The organism is Rosenbergiella nectarea (assembly GCF_900111105.1).
Classification (GTDB): domain Bacteria; phylum Pseudomonadota; class Gammaproteobacteria; order Enterobacterales; family Enterobacteriaceae; genus Rosenbergiella; species Rosenbergiella nectarea.
Window position 1 is genome coordinate 86,222 of sequence record NZ_FOGC01000007.1, and the last position, 18,998, is coordinate 105,219.

The window sequence follows — 18,998 nt, forward strand, 5'->3', positions numbered from 1 at the left end:
GCCCCTGCTAACAGGGGCCTCAGGTAGAGCGAGGTCCGTAGACCTTCACTAATTATTTACTTAGGATTGGACGACCTGTAACGATAACGGTCTTAGGTTTAGATTCTTCAATTTCAGCTATAGCCCCAGCAATCCTGAGCTTATCCGATCTCCTACGCCTAGAAGTTTTTCGCTGCGTGGTATCCACCTTTAGAGGGACCTTCTAAGGTAAGAAGAGTCCAGCGCTCATGACTCTCGCCGTTCATCACATCCCTTACGTTTCGGCGTATTGTATAGGGCATTACCTTTATTCGTCGGATTGATACTGTCGTGGGTTACAGTCGTCCTCTCTTTAGCGAATATCGTGAGATATGATAAGTTCTCATCCTATCTCACTTATACGTCTAAGCCGTTACTTATCGATCAACGTTAAAATTCGACGCTCGCACTGAGTACCACATTACGCGTTTGTCCCTCTGAAACTCGTAAGTTTCCGCCACTTGACGTGTAATAGTGCTTATTAAACAGGTTATTCAAATTAAGTTGTAAATGCGTTTTCTTCCCTAACAGTTGATTATCCCAACCTATAAAGGTGTCCGCTACAGTATAAGCCGGCAGGGTGAAACTATTATCCGGGTCTCCTGCTCGCGTTCCCATGTAACGCACCCCACCACCGAGACGGAAACTGCCTGGCAACGGATGAATAGTAATATTATGGCTTAAATAAATTCCACCTGAATTTTTTGGCGCGTTCTGTAGAAGATTTCCATTATTCTCCGAATTATTTTTGTCATTAACAATTTTCGCTTTGCCGTGACTATAATTCGCACTGAAGTCCCAACCTGGAGAAATCTCACCATTAAGTTCAAATTCAACGCCAGTTGAACGGGCTTTATCCACCGCATACGTATCGCCGTTTAACGTCAAGGAAAGATTACGCTCATCGATACGGTAGAGTGCAACCGTAGCTAATAATGACGGTGTCAGCTGCCACTTACTCCCCACTTCATAAGAGGTTCCTTCTTCCGGCGCACTGACATTCCCGTTATCATCGGGGTTAGTCGACGGTGTAAAGGATTTACTCATGCTACCGTAGAAAGAGACATCCGGTGTAAGCTTATAAACGAGGCCGGCTTGGGGGAGAAATTTATTTCCTGCATCGTCATAGCTAAGCGTCGTTGGAATCCCTTTCGTTTCTCGTTGTTCATAATGTTGATAACGACCCCCTGCAACGAGGTTCCACTTTTCGGTTAACTCGATATTATCTTTGAGGTAAACAGAATGGTTATGGATCCGGTTCCGTAAGTGCTTATCCGCTGTTTTTTCTGTAGAACTATCAGTAATGGTCTGCAGGCCATAGACTGGGTTGTTGAGTGTAAAAACGCTGTTCTTTTTACCATTATAAGCATGTGCACGGTACGTTTGGTCCATTTCATAATCGGCCCCCACGACAAGGTTATGCGTCATTCCCAATATTTTTGGCGTACCAATCACATCCCAAGACAGATATTTTGTTTGATGGTTAAAACCGCGGAAGGCATCCGCACGACGGGTCACGACTCCCGTTGTCGTGTTCACCGCCGTAGTCGTCACAATATCGCTGTTATATTTCCGTTGGTTAAAGCCACCGGTAAGCCGTGTCGACCAAGTGTCATTAAACTGATAATCCCAATGTGAACTGAGCGTTTGCGTACGCCCCCATGCACGGTTGGAATAATCATCTAGTCGTGTTTTATAACCGATATTGATGGGTTTGCCATTGATAAACGCTGTCCCGCGGTCATAGGGAATATCGTACTGGAAATTTTCGTAGGTAATGTTAAAGCTCGCCTTCTCACCGTACCACTGCAACGAAGGTGCCAACAAAGTGTGTTGATTACTACCATAACCGCGCCAATAATCCTGATCTTGTTTCTCGGCAATAAAGCGAAAAGCGAACCCATTTCCTAAAGGACCGGTAATATCGATATTTCCCGCACCGCCCCCCGTGCCGTTATAGTGACCCCCAACAATAGTGCGCCATTGATATTTGGGTTGTTTACTGACAACGTTAATCATCCCACCGGGATTTAGAATACCGTATAGCAATGAGGAAGAACCTTTTAATACCTCAACGTGATCCGTTGTCTGATCGAAATTTAATCCCTCGCTACTGCGAATACCATCGCGGAACACAGAGCCGTCAGAATTGAGTCCAAAACCACGACGAATAATCCCATCTTCAGTCTGACCTAGGGTATTCGACTCGGAAGTCCCGCTGACAAAACGCATCGCTTCGGAAACCGTCGTGGTTTGATAATCTTGGAGTTGCTTCTGAGTCACGACACTGGCCGATTGCGCTTCATCCAATTTTGAAGTAGGTGTTTTACTTGCGATAGACGTTGTCGGGCTCGAGTAGCCATCACCATCATCCGGCATGCTAGCCGTAACGGTTAGCGTTTTAATGTTAGTCGTCTCGGTATTATCGGCAGCGTAACTTCCTGCTGAAGAGACTAATGCTCCGCCATACACCGCAAGCCATATTTTGCTTAATGGACGTTTATAATGAGACATATTTTTGTCGTGCTTCATATCTACTATTTCCCAAGCGAATTAGGTCTTTTTTATAATTAGGATCGTCCCCCCTCCCAGCAATGTGCTGTGTGGGATGAGGGTATAGCGTTTAATAGGTGTGGCGTTGAGTAGAATTAACGGTCACCATAATGTAATTGAGAATCATTCAATCATGAAGTGATGTAGTAGTATAGTTATTTATAAATTAATTCACTACATTCCAACTTTCACATTATTCGGCCATAAAAAACCGATTCCAGGGTATTTCAACAATGAAAATGAGGATATCTCTTCACTATTGACTCAAATAGTAATACCCCACGGTTAATTACGTCTTGACTACTACAGCCATTATTATCAGAATCACTACAAAGAGAATGAGAGGCATTCTTAGTTAAAAAGAGTCGATACAGAAATGTCATTTCCACTTGCCACCGAACATCTCTGTGCGGGTTACGATAAACATCAGGTCGTTCATGATGTTACGCTTACTATTCCCGCGCAAAAAACCACCATTATTGTCGGTGCCAACGGCTCTGGAAAATCGACGTTGCTCCATACTCTCGCTCGCCTCAATCCCGCACTGAGCGGTAAAGTCCTGCTGGAGGGCAACGATCTATCGCAGCTTAAGCGCCGGGATATCGCTAAGCGAATGAGCTTTTTAGCGCAATCCTCGCCCCTTCCCGATGCGATTAAGGTTTCTGCATTGGTCGCTCGCGGACGTTACCCTTGGCAAGGTCTGCTGCATCAATGGTCACATCAAGATGAGCAGGCGGTAGATGAAGCACTACAGCTCACCGGGCTAACCGCCTTTAAGGATCATCCGGTCACGGCGCTTTCTGGCGGGCAACGCCAGCGCTGCTGGATTGCCATGACGCTGGCACAACAAACGCCAATCCTGTTATTGGATGAACCAACGACCTATCTCGATTTACGCTATCAGGTCGATGTTCTGACCCTGTTACAAAGGCTCACTCAGCAGCACAATAAAACCGTGGTCATGGTGCTGCATGACCTCAATTTCGCCCTCCATTTTGCCGATAGACTCCTGTTCGTTAAAGCTGGCAAGGTCATCGCACAGCTCAATGATGCGAACGACTGTACCGCGGAGTTAATTGAGGAAACCTTTGGTGTACGCACCCACTTGGTCACCGATCCGCGCACCCTGAAGCCGATCGTCGTTCCGCATTGGTCAGCCAATGAACGCTAGATCGCCGTCCCTGCCTTGGGTGAGTGTCACCTTGATACTCTTACTGACCTTGTTAGTCTTTACCGAGCTAAGCGTTGGGGCCATGCACTTCTCTTTAGAGACCCTCCTGCACGCCCTCTTTCACTATCAACCCACGCTATTTAGCGATCGCATCATTGTCGATATACGCCTCTTACATCTGGTTGTCGCCGCCGTGGTGGGTGCCTGCTTAGCGATGGCCGGACACTTACTGCAAACCATCATTGGTAATCCGTTAGGCGAGCCGCATATTTTTGGTCTCAATGCCGGGGCCTCCTTGGCGGTGGTGGCCTGTAGCGCCCTCGGTAATGCGCTATTACTCTCGCCGTTTTTACGTCCGCTGATTGCAGCCATCGGCGGTGGTGCTCTGTTTAGTGCAGTATTATTCGCCGCCTACCTAAGCCGACAAGGGTTAGCGGTCGTCACCACGACACTCTGTGGGATTACGCTCTCGGCTTTTGCTGCCTCACTGACCTCGCTACTCTTGTTGTTCAATGAGCAGACGTTGCAATCTACCCTGCTCTGGTTGAATGGCGATATTGCTGGCTTGAGCTGGTCGGCGGTCTATGCCATTTTACCGCTCTTTATACTGGCGGTAGTCGTTGCGTTCCTCGTTTCACCCGCGCTCTGTGTGCTAAGTCTTGGCGAACAGGTTGCCGAAGGGCTTGGAGTTCGAGTACTGCGTTCACGGGTTATAGGGCTTTGTGCCATCGCGCTATTTTGTGGGATTGCTGTTTCATTGGCCGGCCCGATTGGCTTTGTCGGGTTAATTGTCCCCAATATGGTTCGACAGCTTATTACCGTACAACCGCGTAGTGCCTTGTGGGTCAATGCCTTAATGGGGGCGGTGCTGTTGCTGGCGGCAGATCTCTGTGCGCAACATCTGCTTGAGAGCCAGTCTTTAGCCACGGGGACGGTCACTGCGCTGCTTGGCGCGCCGGTATTTGTGGGGTTGGCGGCGAGGTATTTTCGATGAGGCCTTCATTACTCCGATCAGCAGAAAAACCGTTACGCCTAGGCGGCAAGAGTATCCTGCTCTCTCCTCACGCCCTGTTAGCGGGTAGCTTGCTGACGCTGGTGATTGCGCTGCTGTTTATTTTCTCCCTGACCCAAGGAGAACTCCCGCTCACGCTTAGCGACGTCTATGACCAACTCACCCATGTGCAGGCTAGCGCTTCTCTCAGCCAAACGCTCTTTTGGCAGATGCGTCTGCCGCGCAGCGTGGTGGCCATCGTTGCCGGGGGAGTGCTGGGCGCCGCCGGTGCGGTAATGCAATCCACCACCCGTAACGGTCTTGCTGATCCCTCACTATTGGGCATCAAGGAAGCCGCCTGCGTAGTGGTATGGATCGAATTATTATTTTTCCCGACGCTTTCGCCGCTATGGCGGCCAATCTCCGCCATAGTCGCTGGTCTACTGGTGACAGGTATCGTCATGTTACTGGCCAGAGGTACCTCGAGTTCAAGGTTTATCTTGATCGGCATCGGTATCAGTTGGGGGCTAAATGCGCTACTCGGCGTCATCCTGACGACTCTCGACCCGAAACAGGCGCAACAGTTGATGCTGTGGATGGCGGGCAGCCTGCAACAAGCAACGCTGGACACGACGCAATTAATGTTAATTATCGCGCTCCCTATTTTCGTATTTCTGCTTTATAGCTGTCGTGCCAGCACGATCCTCCAGCTAGGCGATGCAACGGCAACCTCCCTCGGGATTAATCCCCTGCCGATAAATAGGTTGCGAGTCATCGGCGCGGTGATCTTGACAGCACTGACAGTTTCAACCGTCGGAAGCATTGGTTTTATTGGTTTGATGGCTCCCCACCTCACGCGACGAATCGTCAGCGGCGGACAAAGCTACTTACTGTGTGGCAGCGCACTGGTTGGCGCGCTGTTACTGCTGCTCGCCGATTGTGTCGGCCGCCTCGCCTTCGCCCCAACTCAACTGCCCGCGGGGATCATCGTCGCCCTACTCGGCGGGCCTTTTTTATTCATCTTATTGTGGAAACGCGCCACGCGCCGTTAACGACCAGGAGTTAGGATGCGCTCAGTTATTGTACTTTTAGGGCTTTGTGTCAGTATCGTCTGTTCGGCGGCCTCCCCGCCCACCCGCCATTTTCTAGATGATACCCAGCGCGATGTGGTGATCCCGCAGCAGCCGTTGCGTATTGTCTCTCTGCATGACTTAGATATTACGATCCCACTGCTGGAACTCGGGATTATGCCTGTCGGGAGCCACGGTCGGATATCTGCACAAGGAAAGCCCTATCTGCGATCAGCGAAACGCCTAACCGGGTTCGATTTCGATAATACCGCTATCCAGTATTTAGGGACGGCAGACATTAACCTCGAGAAAATCGCGGCATTGCATCCCGACCTGATTATTACTGAGCCAAGCCGCACCACCGATCTGCAACAATTACAGAAAATTGCCCCAACAGTCAGTCTCGACAACCGTCAAGGTGGGCCGGTAAGACTCTATCAACGCTTAGCTAACCTCACGCATACTCAAGCGAAGTATCAACAGTTGGTGAGTAGTTATCAGGCACAAATCGCTGAATTACAGCGCTTACGTGGCGGGCACAAGGTGACAGTATCCGTACTGCAGGCCAACAATGGCAAGGTGAATATTCTGCATACCTATCATGCGCTGGGCCAAGTCTTGCGCGATGCCGGATTGAGTTTCCCACCACTTATCGACCAATTACCCGAAGCGGGGCGCGCAAACCTTAATGCTGAGCAGTTGCCGGCGCTGGATGCCGACATCGTCTTCGATACGTGGCGGGGGGACGGTGACTTGACCGCGCAGGATGAGCGTAAGGCGATGAATGCGGTCTTGCCCGGTTGGTGCCAGTTTATGCAAGCTTGCCAACGAGGACATTGGGTGATGGTTGCTCGCGAGGATGCCATCGTCAATAGTTTTGCCTCGCTGTCGAAAATGGTTGCAGTGGTAGAGACCAGTTTATCCGGGATGACCTTACCCTCGGCCAATCATTAAGGGAATGCTATGTCCATGCGACACGACTTATTTTCTGAACGCCTACGCGCACGCATCGATGGCCTCTCGTTAGGGCTACAACAAGTCTTACTCTATATTGATCAACACCGTGCGTTAGTGATAGAGAGCACCGCATTAGAGATCGCTGCGGCGACTCAAACCTCGGATGCGACCGTAGTCCGCGCCATCCAAGCTATCGGCTTCAGCGGCTTAAGAGAGTTAAAATCGGTACTGGAGCAGTGGTTCGATCCCCCCTTAAGCTCCGCCGATAAAATGGACACCACCCTAAGCCATCTGGCTGAAGATGTGAATCAATCGATCGACTATGTGGTAGAGGGTCATCTTGCTGCCGCCCAAGCCCTGAGTGGCGGCGAAAATCGTCAAGCCATCGCCCAAGCGGTTTCTTTACTGGTAAATGCCCGACAATTAGCCATTTTTGGGATAAACGCTTCGGGGATCTTGGCCGAATATGCGGCCCGTCTATTCCATCGCAATGGTTTACCTGCACTCCCGCTTAATCGCTCTGGTATCGGCCTAGCTGAACAGCTGCTGTCACTACAACGTGGCGATGCACTGATTATGATGGCACAAAAATCTTCCCACCGAGAAGGCATCACGACGCTGAAAGAAGCACAGCGCTTAGGTATCCCTATTATATTACTGACCAATGCTAAAGAGTCCAAATTTGTCCAGCAGGCCGATGTCGTGATTCACGTCCCGCGCGGGACCGAACAGGGCAAGATGCCTTTACATGGCCCGGTATTAGCCTGTTTAGAAATGTTAGTCGTTGCCACCGCCGCTTCTATGTCACAACGGGCCGTGAAGTCGATGAAAAGATTACAAGAATTACATCGCGGGCTAAAGAATACGGCATCAAAAAAATAGGGTAATTCCTAACAAATAAGGCAGACGGTTTTTGGGGCTGAACTATACTTAAGCTTCTCTAATAATAACAATGCTTCATCAGGGATAAGCGATGCCTAAACCATCCACGTCTAGCGACGAAAAGATCGTTTCTTCGGACACGATAAAACAACGACTGTTCTTTATTGTTCTAGTTGCCACCATGGGCGCCCTCGCCTTTGGCTATGATACCGGAATTATCTCCGGTGCATTACCTTTTATGACCCAACCGCTGGACAAAGGCGGACTTAACCTTACTCCTTTCACCGAGGGCTTAGTCACCTCAGCATTGATCTTCGGTGCCGCAGTCGGCGCCTTTATTAGCGGCTTTGTTTCTGACCGTTTCGGTCGCCGAATCACTTTACGGACCTTGGCGCTGATTTTCGTCTTAGGCGCGTTAGGGACGACCCTTGCCCCGAATGTACACATCATGGTCGTAATGCGATTCTTACTGGGGATCGCGGTCGGCGGTGGCTCTTCCACTGTTCCGGTCTTTATTGCCGAAATCGCCGGTCCGCGTCACCGCGCGCCCTTGGTGAGTCGCAATGAGCTGATGATAGTCGCCGGACAATTGACCGCCTATATCGTCAGCGCCTTGATGAGCGTGTTACTACACGACAATCATCTCTGGCGCTATATGCTGGCGCTCGCCACCATTCCTGGTTTATTACTTTTTGTAGGGACCTTCTTCGTCCCTGGATCCCCGCACTGGTTAGTGGCCGAAGGTCGATTACGGGAAGCCGTACGCATCATGCGTAAACTGCGTCGTTCACGTAAGGAGGTCCGTAAAGAGATCAACCAGATGCGTGAGCAAGCCAAAGCCTCGCGTGAAGGGCCAACGACGAAAGAATTATTGAAGGAACGTTGGGTTGTGCGTCTGCTGTTACTGGGAATTGGCATGGGCGCTGTCGCACAATTTACCGGCGTGAATGCCTTCATGTACTACACCCCAATTATCCTTAAGACCACAGGCATGGGCACCAATGCCTCACTCACCGCGACCATCGGTAACGGTATTGTAGCCGTGATCGCCGCCTTAATTGCCTTAAAAGCGGTCTCCCACGTTAAGCGCCGTTCGATGCTTATTTTGGGCTTGATCGCCGTTATTTTGATGCAGATTGCTCTCGGTTCGGTGTTAATCTTCCTGCCGAAAGATTTGACCCAAAGCTACTTGGCTTTGGCCTGTATCTTGCTGTTCTTATTCTTTATGCAGATGTGCGTCGCACCAATCTATTGGCTATTGATGTCTGAACTCTTCCCGATGAAATTACGTGGCGCATTGACGGGCACCGCAGTGGCGTGCCAATGGATATGTAATGCCGCCGTTGCTTTCGCCTTCCCACCGATGTTATCGGCGATGGGCAACCAGACATTCTATGTCTTCGCCGCGGTTAACCTCGTTTCGCTGATTTTTGTGTGCTGTTGTCTGCCTGAAACCAAAGATAAATCTCTGGAAGAGATCGAGACCATGATGCGCAAGCGTTACAGTAAGGAAGATGCTGTCCCTTCCACGATTGAAAAAGCTTAAGATATCAAAACGCCCAGTTTTGGGCGTTTTATTGCCATATTTCTGACATCTCTATCTGTTGTACTCTCTCTGACCCCTAACTAGTGAGGTGTACCATGCAACGTCTCTGTGCTTACCTACTCTCTGCGAACTATCCAAAATATATAAAACGTGTGGCCTTTCGTCTTGCGCTCTGGCACGCACACACTCACCGCTGAGCTTCATAAGGGGGCCTACCCCCTTAATTTCCTTCTTTCTGCCCCATCTTCTTCCTCGTTGCCGAACCAATTTCCGCCGTTAACTTGACAGAATAGCGATCTAGGTCACATATTTTAAAAGGTATTCCCTTTTATCTCATACAGGGGCGCACGGTGAAGATGACCTCTCCTTCACAGTTTTCTCGACGCAACTTCTGCCATTTATTGCTCGCCGCCTCGGCTATGCCGCTAACTAGCTATGCGCAATCCCAGTCAACGTCTCCCCATATTGCTATCCAACCCCTCTCGCTGACGAAAGTGGTGAATGGCGTGCCGAACGATAAACTGCCTTTATTGATTTATCAGCAGGCGGTCCCCGCATCCGCCTCGAATGCGGATGACTACCTGAGCGATCTCTTCGCGAAAAATGGTTGGCCAGTGCAATGGCGCTACCAGATCTTTCCTTTTACCCACTACCATTCCAACACTCATGAGCTGTTAGGCGTTAGCCAAGGCAGCGCGAAGGTTCAGCTAGGGGGCGAAACTGGACCAACGGTAAGGGTTAAACAGGGGGACGTGATCCTCATTCCTGCGGGAGTCGGCCATAAGCAGCTGTCGGCCAGCGAAGATTTCCAAGTGCTGGGGGCCTATCCTCAAGGCTTAAGCCCGGACCTCTACCATGACGACCCGAGTAAACTGGCCGAGGCCCAGCGCCATATTGCGAATATCGCCATGCCAACTACCGATCCGGTCACCGGCAAACAAGGCGGTATGTTAACCCTATGGAAAGCCTAATTTTTTGATTTTAATTGGAACCGATATCATTATTACGAGGATATTATGTCTGTAAAAAAACTCACCGCGTTCGCTTCCCTTCTGCTCGCCACCACTTTAGGGGGTCATACTGCGCTCGCGGCAACGTCTTCCTCTGCGCATGAGATCCACAATATTGGGATTGTCTGGGCGGGTAATATGGGTGAAACCCTCGGGAAACTCTGGGCCGATGCCGGTTACCACGTGATGCTCGCCTCGCGTCATCCTGACAGTTTACACTCTACCGCTAACGAAATCGGCCATGGTACAAAGGTAGGCACCGCCGAGCAGGCTAGCCAATTTGGCGATGTCGTGGTGATGGCGGTCCCTTATGGCGCCCTGCCACAACTGGGTCAATCTCTGCATCAACAACTTGCGGGTAAAACGGTTATCGATGTCAGCAATCCCTATCCGGGTCGTGATGGCGCTACGGCGGCAAAAGCCCTGAGTCTGGGCAGCGGTAAGGCGTCGGCGCAATACTTATCGGGCGCACATGTGGTGCGAGCCTTTAATTCATTGGCCGCCACCGCTATTACCTCGAATGCGCATCACTCACCGCTAATTGCTGTGCCTTATGCAGGCGATAACCCGAAAGCCTTGGCTCAAGCCAAAACATTAATCCAGCAGGCCGGTTTTGCGCCGGTGAAGACAGGAAATCTCGCTACCGCGACCCGTTTCCAACCCGGATCATCGCTGTTCTTGCAGGTATTAGATGAGAAAGCGCTACGCGCGCAATTGGCCGACGCCCGGTAATCGATGTTGACTGTTCACTCCCCGTCGTCGCTAAGCGTCTTGCCCAAGCTGCGTTATCCGGTGAGAGCGAACGCGCTGAAGCGATCAACCAACAATTGTCTCCACTTTGGCAATTATTTACGCAATATCGCGGTAGTTTACGTGTTATCGCCGCTGCGGCGAGTATTATGGGACTTACTGAGAGGGATTGCCTGCCTCGCCCAATTCAGCCGCTACCTCGTTCAGCAATAAATGATATAGCTCAATTAGTTTGCGAGTTAGAACTGAATTAACCCTGGTTCGATAAGCTGACCGAGCCAGGGTTGGTTCAAACAATTATTTCAACTGATCCGATAATTTTTTTGAATCATAATAATCGCCCTGGTAAGTAATTTTACCTTGTGACACCTTAATAAAACTGACGCCATCAAAACTGATCTTTTTATGCGTCGCCGGGGTACCGGCCCAAGCGCCATCGTTAGTGCCGGTAAAACGCCATTGGAACGCGATAGTATCGCCGTTATAGACCGGTTTACTGGTCATCACCCAACGTAAATCAGGAACCGCATCGACGAAGGTTTTGACGACCTGTTGTGTAGCCTGTTGCTTACCAACAACGGGCTCACCGACCGAGGCATCATAATAACTGACTTTATCCGCGAAATACGTCCCTGCCTTATGACTGTCGTGCTGGTTCCACGCCTGCATATACTGCGTGACGACCGCCAACGGCGTCGTTTCTGCATAGCTTAGTCCGCTCGTCAGGCAGAGTGTGAAAAGAGAGTACGCACCGAATTTACGCATCATCACCTCGCTTAGTCTTGCTCAAGATCGATCATCACATGTTTCACTCGGGTATATTCCTCCAGCGCATAGGCCGAGAGATCTTTACCGTAACCTGATTTTTTAAAGCCGCCGTGAGGCATCTCCGCACAGAGCGGAATATGGTTGTTGACCCATACCGTGCCAAAGTCGAGATCGCGCGTCAGTCGATGGGCCTTCGCCACCGAGCCGGTCCAAACACTGGCGGCGAGCCCGTAGTCGACATCATTGGCTTTGGTGAGGGCATCGGCCTCATCGTCGAAGGGTTGAATAGTCATCACAGGGCCAAATACTTCCTGTTGAATCGCTTCATCCTTCTGCTTTAAGCCCGAAATAATGGTCGCGGGGAAATAAAACCCTGCCCCTTGCGCCGCACTACCGCCGATTTCCACTTTGGCATGGGCCGGTAACCGTTGCATAAAGCCTTCGACTTGCGCCAACTGATTGGCACTGTTGAGCGCCCCAAATAACGCGTCGGTATCATCGGGCTTGCCGAAGCGGATGTGTTGAGTCTTGGCGACCAACTGTTGTAAGAAAGTCGGATAAATCGAGGCCTCGACTAAAATACGCGTCGCTGCGGTACAGTCTTGGCCCGCATTGAAAAATCCCGCGGTCGTAATACCGTCAATCGCCTTCTCGATGTTGGCATCGGCAAAAACGATGGCGGGCGCTTTACCGCCTAACTCGAGGTGGGCCTTAGTCAGATTCGCCGCAGCCGAGGTGGCAACCTGTACCCCAGCGCGCACTGATCCGGTGATAGAGACCAGCGAAGCATTAGGATTCGATACCACTAGCGATCCCGTTTCCGCCTGCCCTAAGATTACATTAATGGCCCCCTTCGGGAAAAAGTCTGCCGCCAGTTCGGCCAGTAATAGGGTGCTCATCGGCGTAGTATCGCTGGGCTTAAGCACCACCGTATTACCGGCGGCCAAGGCGGGCGCGATTTTCCAAATCGCCATCATAAAAGGATAGTTCCATGGCGTGACTTGCCCCACTATCCCCAAAGGCTCGCGGCGAATACTTGATGTAAAGCCGTCTAGATATTCATAGCTGGCACGTCCCTCTAAATGACGGGCTGCTCCGGCAAAGAAACGTAAGGCATCACAAGAGGCGGCAACTTCTTCTTTCTCAATAAAGTGCTTCAATTGCCCGGTTTCCCGGCATTGTAGCTCGACGAAGCGTTGCGTGTTGGCCTCAACCGCCTCGGCCAGCTGCAGTAAGGCTTTTTGCCTTTCCGAGGGGGTGGCGCGCCGCCACTGCCTAAAGGCGCGGGTTGCCGCCTGATACGCCAGCGTTACCTCGGCGGCCTCTCCTTTCGGGCTCTGGGCATAGCAGCTACCATCAACCGGGCTAATCAAGTCAAAGTAGGCCGTTGACGCCGTATCAACGTATTGACCCTCTATAAAATGTTTCAGTCGTTGCATCGTTTTTATCCTTGATAAGTTCACTTCAAACCTAAGAAAAGTGCACTCGCCGGGGTTTCTCGCTCTAGACCACGGCACAGCGCTTTGAAAAAGACCCTTGCTGTGTTAAGACTGTTTTCCTCGTGTACAACCGGTAAAAGCATAACGATGATGACGCATGCGATAATATTCGCGCCAATCGGACAGGCAAGCCGAGCGGAACAGATTGTGACCCGCCTCGCCAATGCCATCATGACTGGGCTGTTGCAGGCCCATGAACAGCTGCCCAACGAAGCAGAGCTGGCCAAGATGCTGGGAGTTTCGCATATCACGGTACGCGAGGCGTTGAATACACTGCGCGCCAAGGAGCTGATTTACACTAGCCGTGGACGCCACGGCGGCAGTTTTGTCTGTGACAATATTGAAAGCCGTGCCCATAATTATCATCCTCTCAACTTATTGAGCAGTGATTACTTACTGGATCTCGGCGAGATGCACTGCGCCATACTGGCACACAGCGCGCGGCTCGCCGCCAAACGAATGAACCAGGCGGAACAACTCACCTTTTCATCCTTTATTGATGAATTTCAGCGAGCCACCACCGCCGAGTCGCGCGCCCAAGCAGATATGCGCTGCTTACTCTTTTTATCTGCCAGCTCACAATCAGCGCGCTTAGCCAATAGCGAGTTAACCTTACAAATTGAGTGGGCCTCGTTTATTGCCCTACTCTATGCTGATGACGCACTGCATCAGCAATGCGTGCAACACTATCGAAAATTGATGGAAGCCTTATCTAAACAATGTACTGAATCTGCTGCAAAAGCGGTCAGTGAGCTTATTCTATTTTTAGCCGAAAAACTTGTTGACTGTAAGCTCAACACTACTGCCTCAACGTCAGGGAGAATGTCATAAGTGAACTCATCCGCCTCGCTCCACGCCGTCATCGCACCACTTGAACACCTCTTCACTCAGTGTTCTTATTCAAGCCAGCTGTTAGCTCAACAACTCACTCAATTACTTACCTCACTGGTTAGTACTGCCGCACCTACAGAGCTCGCAGCCACGGCATTCCCCAAAACGACGATTGAGGCCTTAATTAATCGCACACTTTCTGATAACTGCTTCTGTTCCGGTGCAGGCTTTGCCTATCATGCTGATGCGCCGCTGAATCCTCAGGCGAAATGGTCTTTATATTGGATTTATAAAGATACCAGTCATGACACCGCGCTCGAACTTACGGCATTGACCCAGCAGCATCTCGATTTTCGAACCTTCGAGTGGTTTCTAAAAACTAAATCCTTGAAAGGTCCCTACTTCCATGGCCCCTATGTCGACTATATCTGCAACACGTCGTATACCATGACCTCTGCCGCCCCTATATTTATTCATGACTGTTTTTATGGGGTCGCCGCCGTCGATATTTTAGTCAGTCGTATTGAGGACGAAATTTTGAATGTTCTCCCTCAGCCCCGTCCCAATATGGTGTTAACCAATACCTTTGGGCGGGTCATTTTTTCTACCCTCACAGGTTATCGCGTAGGCGATATTCTGCGAAGTGAAGCGCTGGCAGTTGTCCACCAGCACCCTCTTTTTTCCCTCTACTTACCGGCGTAATTCCTCTTGATTACGCATTGCTCTTAACGCCTCAGCGTGCTCAATCGCATCGTCTTCCGGTGCGTTTGATTTTCCGTAAGGCCGTTGGATGAGCATATAAAGTAAGCCGATGATCAATACTACCGCCAAGCCAATCAGCACGGTCCATTTATCAATGAAGTTAGGGCTATCCGCAGGTTGGGCCAGTAAATAAATCCCCAGAATGCCGTAAGCTAAGGCGAGTATATTGGTGACTAATCCGAATGCACCGATATGCCACTCACCTGCCGGTTTCCAACCTTTAATTCGCTGACGTAGCGCAGCCAGTACGACCATCTGAAAGGAGAGATAGATACCAATCACCGCAAATGCTGTGATCCGAGCAAGATTATCGGGTTGGAAATAGACCCAGATACAGAAGATAACCGGGAGTAAGCAGCTGATGATCATCGCGTTATCTGGCACGTTATGAGCGGAGATTTTCGCCATCCAACGGCTGCCCGGTAACATCTGATCACGAGAGAACGAAAAGATAAGACGGCTGAGCGCAGCTTGTAACGATAGTATGCAAGAGAGCATGGCGATAATCGCAATCACGATAAACACTTTCGCGCCGACGGGCCCCAAGGCCTCGTTAAGAATCGTAGGGATAGGATCACTCACTTTGCCGCTGACGATATTGCGTAAATTGGGTGAGGAAAGAAGATAACCTAATACCGAGATAATTGCCGAGATTGCCCCGAAGACAATGCTTAAAATCATCGCCACCGGTATTTTACGACTGGCATCTTGCACTTCTTCCGCAACGTTGCCGCAGGCTTCGAAACCAAAGAACATAAAGAGTCCCATCAGCGAGGCAGCCATAAAGGCCCCCACGTAACTGCCGCTGCTCGATAAGATCCCCATTGAATCGAAGATGACCGAGAAGGGTTGCGAACGGTGAAAAATCAACAGATAGATCCCTAATGCAATCACACTGACAATTTCACACCAAAAGCCGATTCTCGCGACACGAGCGAGGTTTTTAGTTCCAGAAAGGTTCACCCCCATCATCACCGCCAGCAAAATAACTGAGGTCATCAAAAGATGAAGCGGCGTGGCACTGAACGGAACTAAGCTTGCTACAAAGGTCGAGGTATATTCCGCAATTGACGTGATGGTCACCACCAATGCCCATAAATAGACCCACGCGGCAATCCACGCATATTTTTTACCCCACAACCGCCGTGCCCAAGGGTATAAGCCGCCGGTAATCGGATATTGCGAGGCCACCTCACCAAAGACCAACGCCACCAACAGTTGGCCCACCGCGGCAATGACAATCCACCAGATAGCAGGTGGACCGGCGAGTGTAATGGCCAACGCAAACAAAGAATAGACTGCAGTAAGGGGTGAAAGATAGGTAAAGCCTAACGAGAAGTTGGAGATAAGCCCAATTGAACGTTGGAACTGCTCTTTACCAGCTTCCGGTGTACCTTGTACGGGGGGATGTGTTGATTTTTCCATTGTAACCTCTCTCGCTGGCACAATACATTCAAAAAAAGTGAACTCATTTATAAAACATAAAGGATTATATTTATAATGTTTCAGTTCACAGTTTCCGAAAATTTATTTAAAGCCACAAAAAAACAATGGGTTAATGAATATATGTTTTTCTTATTGATGCTAGAAAGCAGGAAGGCGAGATTTTGTGTGGTGAGTAATATTAATAAAAGAAGGGGTAATAGGCTTTCGCCAGGTGAGTTATAACGGAAAGCATTAAGCGAAAGTAGACGGCTTGTTGACGCTTACTTAGCCGTCTCAGTTAAACGTTATTCCCTTACCGCAATTGACTATCTTTACTCCCACGGCGATTAATACCGCTCGCAGCAGACTGTTGCTTATCTCGTGCTTCCTGACAGTTAATGCAATAAATCACCCCTGGTAACGCTTGGCGGCGAGCGAGTGGAATAGGCTCATCACACTCGACACAAAATTCCGCACTTTCACCGTGGTGGAGCTGACTCCTCGCCTGCGCGATTGCATCCTCAACGGTATCGTCGATCTGCTTTTGTACTGCGCCATCTTCAGCCCATCCCCCTGCCATAGTGCCTCCTCGATCATTTAGCCAAATACTGAGTATAGTTGAAACGTTACAGGCCTGCTGGCAGGTACAATAGCGGCCGATAAGGCAACGCCTCGACACTGGATAACTTATTGTTTAGGGAGCAATTTAGCGGTCATATGCACGCCGTTATTGAAATGTGATTCAGTAATTTTGTAAGAGGCGCCGACTTGTTTGGCTTGCGCGGCGACGATTGCTTCTGCTTCATCAATCGTTGAGGCACACGCCGTAACGCTTTGCGCAGCAGCCCCGAATGAGACTAGGGTAAACATAAAAATAACGACAATTTTTTTGATTAATTTCATAACTCTACTCCTTAATTTTAATGATACTGAATAAGACTCCGTTGTGATCCCGGCTATATTAGCTATCGCACTGGCGATTGAATATCGAAAACAATTGCTAATCTTATTCAAATAATTAAATTAAAATTAAAGATACTGATAGTAATGGGGGAAGATAAAGAGTAAAGCACAGCGAGACTTCACCTTAACGGTAAAATCACTTATCCTTCCAGCCCTAATCCGTAGTCGCTGAGACCGTCATGTCGAGTGTTATCGATACTTTTATTGCCCCGCCTTGCGAAGCTCCTATCGAAATCCTGTATCAGGATGACGCACTACTGGTCATTAATAAGCCCAGCGGGTTGTTAAGCCTTTCGGGGAAAAATCCCCAGAATTGGGATTCGGTTCACTATCGTCTCGTCCAGCAGTTTGCGGGGTGTACATTGGTGCATCGTCTCGATTTTGGTACCTCGGGTCTGATGTTGGTTGGCTTAAACAAGACGATCACTGCCGCCCTCAGCCAACAATTTAGTCAACGTTCTGTCGACAAGACTTATCATGCACTACTTTGCGGGTACCTCCCCGAAAATAGCGGGATTATTGATGCGCCTATTGCCAAAGACCCGGCCCATTTCCCGCTAATGCGCATCGATGCAACGGTAGGTAAACCCGCACAATCGCATTTTGAGGTGGAACAACGCAGCCTCTACCCTTTGGGGAGCGGTGTAACGATACCGGTGACTCGCGTCAAATTATCACCACTTACTGGCCGCACACATCAATTGCGGATCCATTGCCAATTTTTAGGCTACCCAATAGTAGGATGTGATCTCTATGGCGGACGTTTAGACTCTGAAGGGGAATCGCACCCGCGTTTGATGCTGCATGCCAGTTCCCTCAGTTTTCATCATCCACTCACTGGCGACCTCATGAGGATATATAGCCCGCTTCCCTTCTAAAAAAGGTCTCTGAACCACTGAAAGAGCTCCTCTGAGGGTAGCGTTCTTGCACACCCAGTTACCTCGGTTCAAAAGCGTTGACGCTCAATTGATCCGTTGAAAAGTCCCGCTAAGTAGAGGGTTTATCCAAGGGTTCGATAAAAGTCCCCTCATCATAATCTCCTCTATAACGAAACGTATAGGCTAGTAAGGGAGCAAGAATTTGACTACTATCAGTAAACTATGGATATAAACTTCCTTGGCTTTATGCCAGCACTCCTCCCTATTGCTCTTTCGCCGGGTGCAAGCTTTACCCTCGTTATGAGCAGCGCTCTTTCAGGCGGCTACACTGGGCTATTTAAAACCTTAGCAGGGACAGCCTTGGGCATCTATACCCATGCGATTCTTATCGGGTTTGGTATAACCTCTATCATTATTTCTTCACCAGCCTCGTTCACTGTGTTGAAAATTTTAGGGAACGCCTACCTGCTCTGGTTAGGAATAACCCTCATCCGTAGCGGTATGAGTGCAAAATCTGGAGGATTAGCTGAAACGACGCATTCGGTCACATTAGGCGAGGCATGGATAGCCAACGTCTTAAACCCTAAAGCTATCCTCTTCTACCTGACAGTTGTTTCGCAGTTCGCAGGAAAACAGGGGGGCATCAGTCACTATCTAACGCTGGCATCAGTCCATATCGTAGTCATGAGCATCTGGCTTGTAGTGGTCAGTCGAGCGTTAGTTTTCTCAGTAAAAAAAACGTCCCCATTAAAACTAAAAAAATACGTCAATATCACCGGTGGTATCTTACTGATTGTTTTTTCACTACACGCCGTTATTGATTAATGCATCAGTTCCCCTACTCCCTCGAAAGATTTATCCAGCCCACAATTATCCTTTATTGAGTCAATGAGTAGACCGATTAATTAATGAATCTATTTTATA

General features: G+C 49.6%; 19 protein-coding genes. 13 read left to right on the top strand and 6 right to left on the bottom strand.

What is annotated here, in order from left to right:
- Nucleotides 1-408 precede the first annotated feature (408 nt).
- On the bottom strand, nt 409-2,532 hold the full coding sequence (locus BMX14_RS09790; RefSeq protein ID WP_230527426.1) for a TonB-dependent siderophore receptor: 2,124 nt from the start codon (nt 2,530-2,532) through the stop codon (nt 409-411).
- Nucleotides 2,533-2,947: 415 nt separating this feature from the next.
- Between BMX14_RS09790 and BMX14_RS09795 the strand changes: the two genes are divergently transcribed.
- The 9 genes from BMX14_RS09795 to BMX14_RS17165 all read left to right on the top strand — a co-directional run bounded on the left by BMX14_RS09795 (nt 2,948) and on the right by BMX14_RS17165 (nt 11,202).
- Entirely contained in the window at nt 2,948-3,742 is a 795-nt protein-coding gene (locus BMX14_RS09795; RefSeq protein ID WP_092676203.1) for an ABC transporter ATP-binding protein, read from the top strand.
- The gene (locus tag BMX14_RS09800) at nt 3,732-4,736 is read left to right on the top strand and encodes a FecCD family ABC transporter permease (RefSeq protein WP_092676204.1); all 1,005 of its coding nucleotides are present in this window, start codon (nt 3,732-3,734) and stop codon (nt 4,734-4,736) included. Before BMX14_RS09795 ends, BMX14_RS09800 begins: the two co-directional genes overlap by 11 nt.
- Nucleotides 4,733-5,785 carry a FecCD family ABC transporter permease gene (locus BMX14_RS09805; RefSeq protein WP_092676206.1) on the top strand — a complete coding sequence of 351 codons (1,053 nt, stop codon included), beginning with the start codon at nt 4,733-4,735 and terminating at the stop codon, nt 5,783-5,785. The genes BMX14_RS09800 and BMX14_RS09805 overlap by 4 nt, the downstream gene beginning before the upstream one ends.
- A 15-nt stretch (nt 5,786-5,800) precedes the next feature.
- Nucleotides 5,801-6,757 (top strand): ABC transporter substrate-binding protein, encoded by a 957-nt coding sequence (locus tag BMX14_RS09810; protein WP_092676208.1) that lies wholly within the window; start codon nt 5,801-5,803, stop codon nt 6,755-6,757.
- A 9-nt stretch (nt 6,758-6,766) separates the two neighbouring features.
- Nucleotides 6,767-7,642 carry a MurR/RpiR family transcriptional regulator gene (locus BMX14_RS09815; RefSeq protein ID WP_092676210.1) on the top strand — a complete coding sequence of 292 codons (876 nt, stop codon included), beginning with the start codon at nt 6,767-6,769 and terminating at the stop codon, nt 7,640-7,642.
- 91 nt (nt 7,643-7,733) lie between these two features.
- Nucleotides 7,734-9,188 carry a sugar porter family MFS transporter gene (locus BMX14_RS09820; RefSeq protein WP_092676212.1) on the top strand — a complete coding sequence of 485 codons (1,455 nt, stop codon included), beginning with the start codon at nt 7,734-7,736 and terminating at the stop codon, nt 9,186-9,188.
- A gap of 356 nt (nt 9,189-9,544) precedes the next feature.
- Nucleotides 9,545-10,159, top strand: a complete 615-nt coding sequence (locus BMX14_RS09825; RefSeq protein WP_329957805.1) for a cupin domain-containing protein — start codon at nt 9,545-9,547, stop codon at nt 10,157-10,159.
- 45 nt (nt 10,160-10,204) lie between these two features.
- The gene (locus tag BMX14_RS09830; protein ID WP_092676217.1) at nt 10,205-10,930 is read left to right on the top strand and encodes an NADPH-dependent F420 reductase; all 726 of its coding nucleotides are present in this window, start codon (nt 10,205-10,207) and stop codon (nt 10,928-10,930) included.
- Nucleotides 10,930-11,202: a dihydrodipicolinate synthase family protein gene (locus BMX14_RS17165; RefSeq protein ID WP_408011872.1), complete on the top strand. Its 273-nt coding sequence runs from the start codon at nt 10,930-10,932 to the stop codon at nt 11,200-11,202. The genes BMX14_RS09830 and BMX14_RS17165 overlap by 1 nt, the downstream gene beginning before the upstream one ends.
- Before the next feature lie 43 nt (nt 11,203-11,245).
- Here the strand turns inward: BMX14_RS17165 and BMX14_RS09835 are convergent, their stop codons facing one another.
- A complete protein-coding gene (locus BMX14_RS09835; RefSeq protein WP_230527427.1) occupies nt 11,246-11,716 on the bottom strand; it encodes an ester cyclase in 471 nt (156 codons plus the stop codon).
- A gap of 8 nt (nt 11,717-11,724) precedes the next feature.
- Entirely contained in the window at nt 11,725-13,155 is a 1,431-nt protein-coding gene (locus tag BMX14_RS09840) for an aminobutyraldehyde dehydrogenase (RefSeq protein ID WP_092676221.1), read from the bottom strand.
- Between the two features lie 147 nt (nt 13,156-13,302).
- Here BMX14_RS09840 and BMX14_RS09845 point away from each other — a divergent pair, with 147 nt between their 5' ends.
- Both BMX14_RS09845 and BMX14_RS09850 read left to right on the top strand, forming a co-directional pair.
- On the top strand, nt 13,303-14,046 hold the full coding sequence (locus BMX14_RS09845) for a FadR/GntR family transcriptional regulator (RefSeq protein WP_092676224.1): 744 nt from the start codon (nt 13,303-13,305) through the stop codon (nt 14,044-14,046).
- A complete protein-coding gene (locus tag BMX14_RS09850; RefSeq protein ID WP_092676227.1) occupies nt 14,047-14,748 on the top strand; it encodes a cache domain-containing protein in 702 nt (233 codons plus the stop codon).
- On the opposite strand, the gene BMX14_RS09855 is transcribed toward BMX14_RS09850, so the two are convergent.
- The 3 genes from BMX14_RS09855 to BMX14_RS09865 form a co-directional block, all read right to left on the bottom strand.
- Complete coding sequence (locus BMX14_RS09855) at nt 14,737-16,233, bottom strand: APC family permease (protein ID WP_092676229.1); 1,497 nt, start codon at nt 16,231-16,233, stop codon at nt 14,737-14,739. The two genes, BMX14_RS09850 and BMX14_RS09855, sit on opposite strands and share 12 nt — an antisense overlap.
- A 313-nt stretch (nt 16,234-16,546) precedes the next feature.
- Nucleotides 16,547-16,813: a DksA/TraR family C4-type zinc finger protein gene (locus tag BMX14_RS09860; RefSeq protein ID WP_092676232.1), complete on the bottom strand. Its 267-nt coding sequence runs from the start codon at nt 16,811-16,813 to the stop codon at nt 16,547-16,549.
- 107 nt (nt 16,814-16,920) lie between these two features.
- A complete protein-coding gene (locus tag BMX14_RS09865) occupies nt 16,921-17,136 on the bottom strand; it encodes a YdgH/BhsA/McbA family protein (RefSeq protein WP_092676235.1) in 216 nt (71 codons plus the stop codon).
- Nucleotides 17,137-17,375: 239 nt separating this feature from the next.
- Between BMX14_RS09865 and BMX14_RS09870 the strand changes: the two genes are divergently transcribed.
- The gene (locus tag BMX14_RS09870; protein ID WP_092676239.1) at nt 17,376-18,074 is read left to right on the top strand and encodes an RluA family pseudouridine synthase; all 699 of its coding nucleotides are present in this window, start codon (nt 17,376-17,378) and stop codon (nt 18,072-18,074) included.
- Between the two features lie 222 nt (nt 18,075-18,296).
- Entirely contained in the window at nt 18,297-18,899 is a 603-nt protein-coding gene (locus BMX14_RS09875) for a LysE family translocator (protein ID WP_092676242.1), read from the top strand.
- Nucleotides 18,900-18,998: the final 99 nt, after the last annotated feature.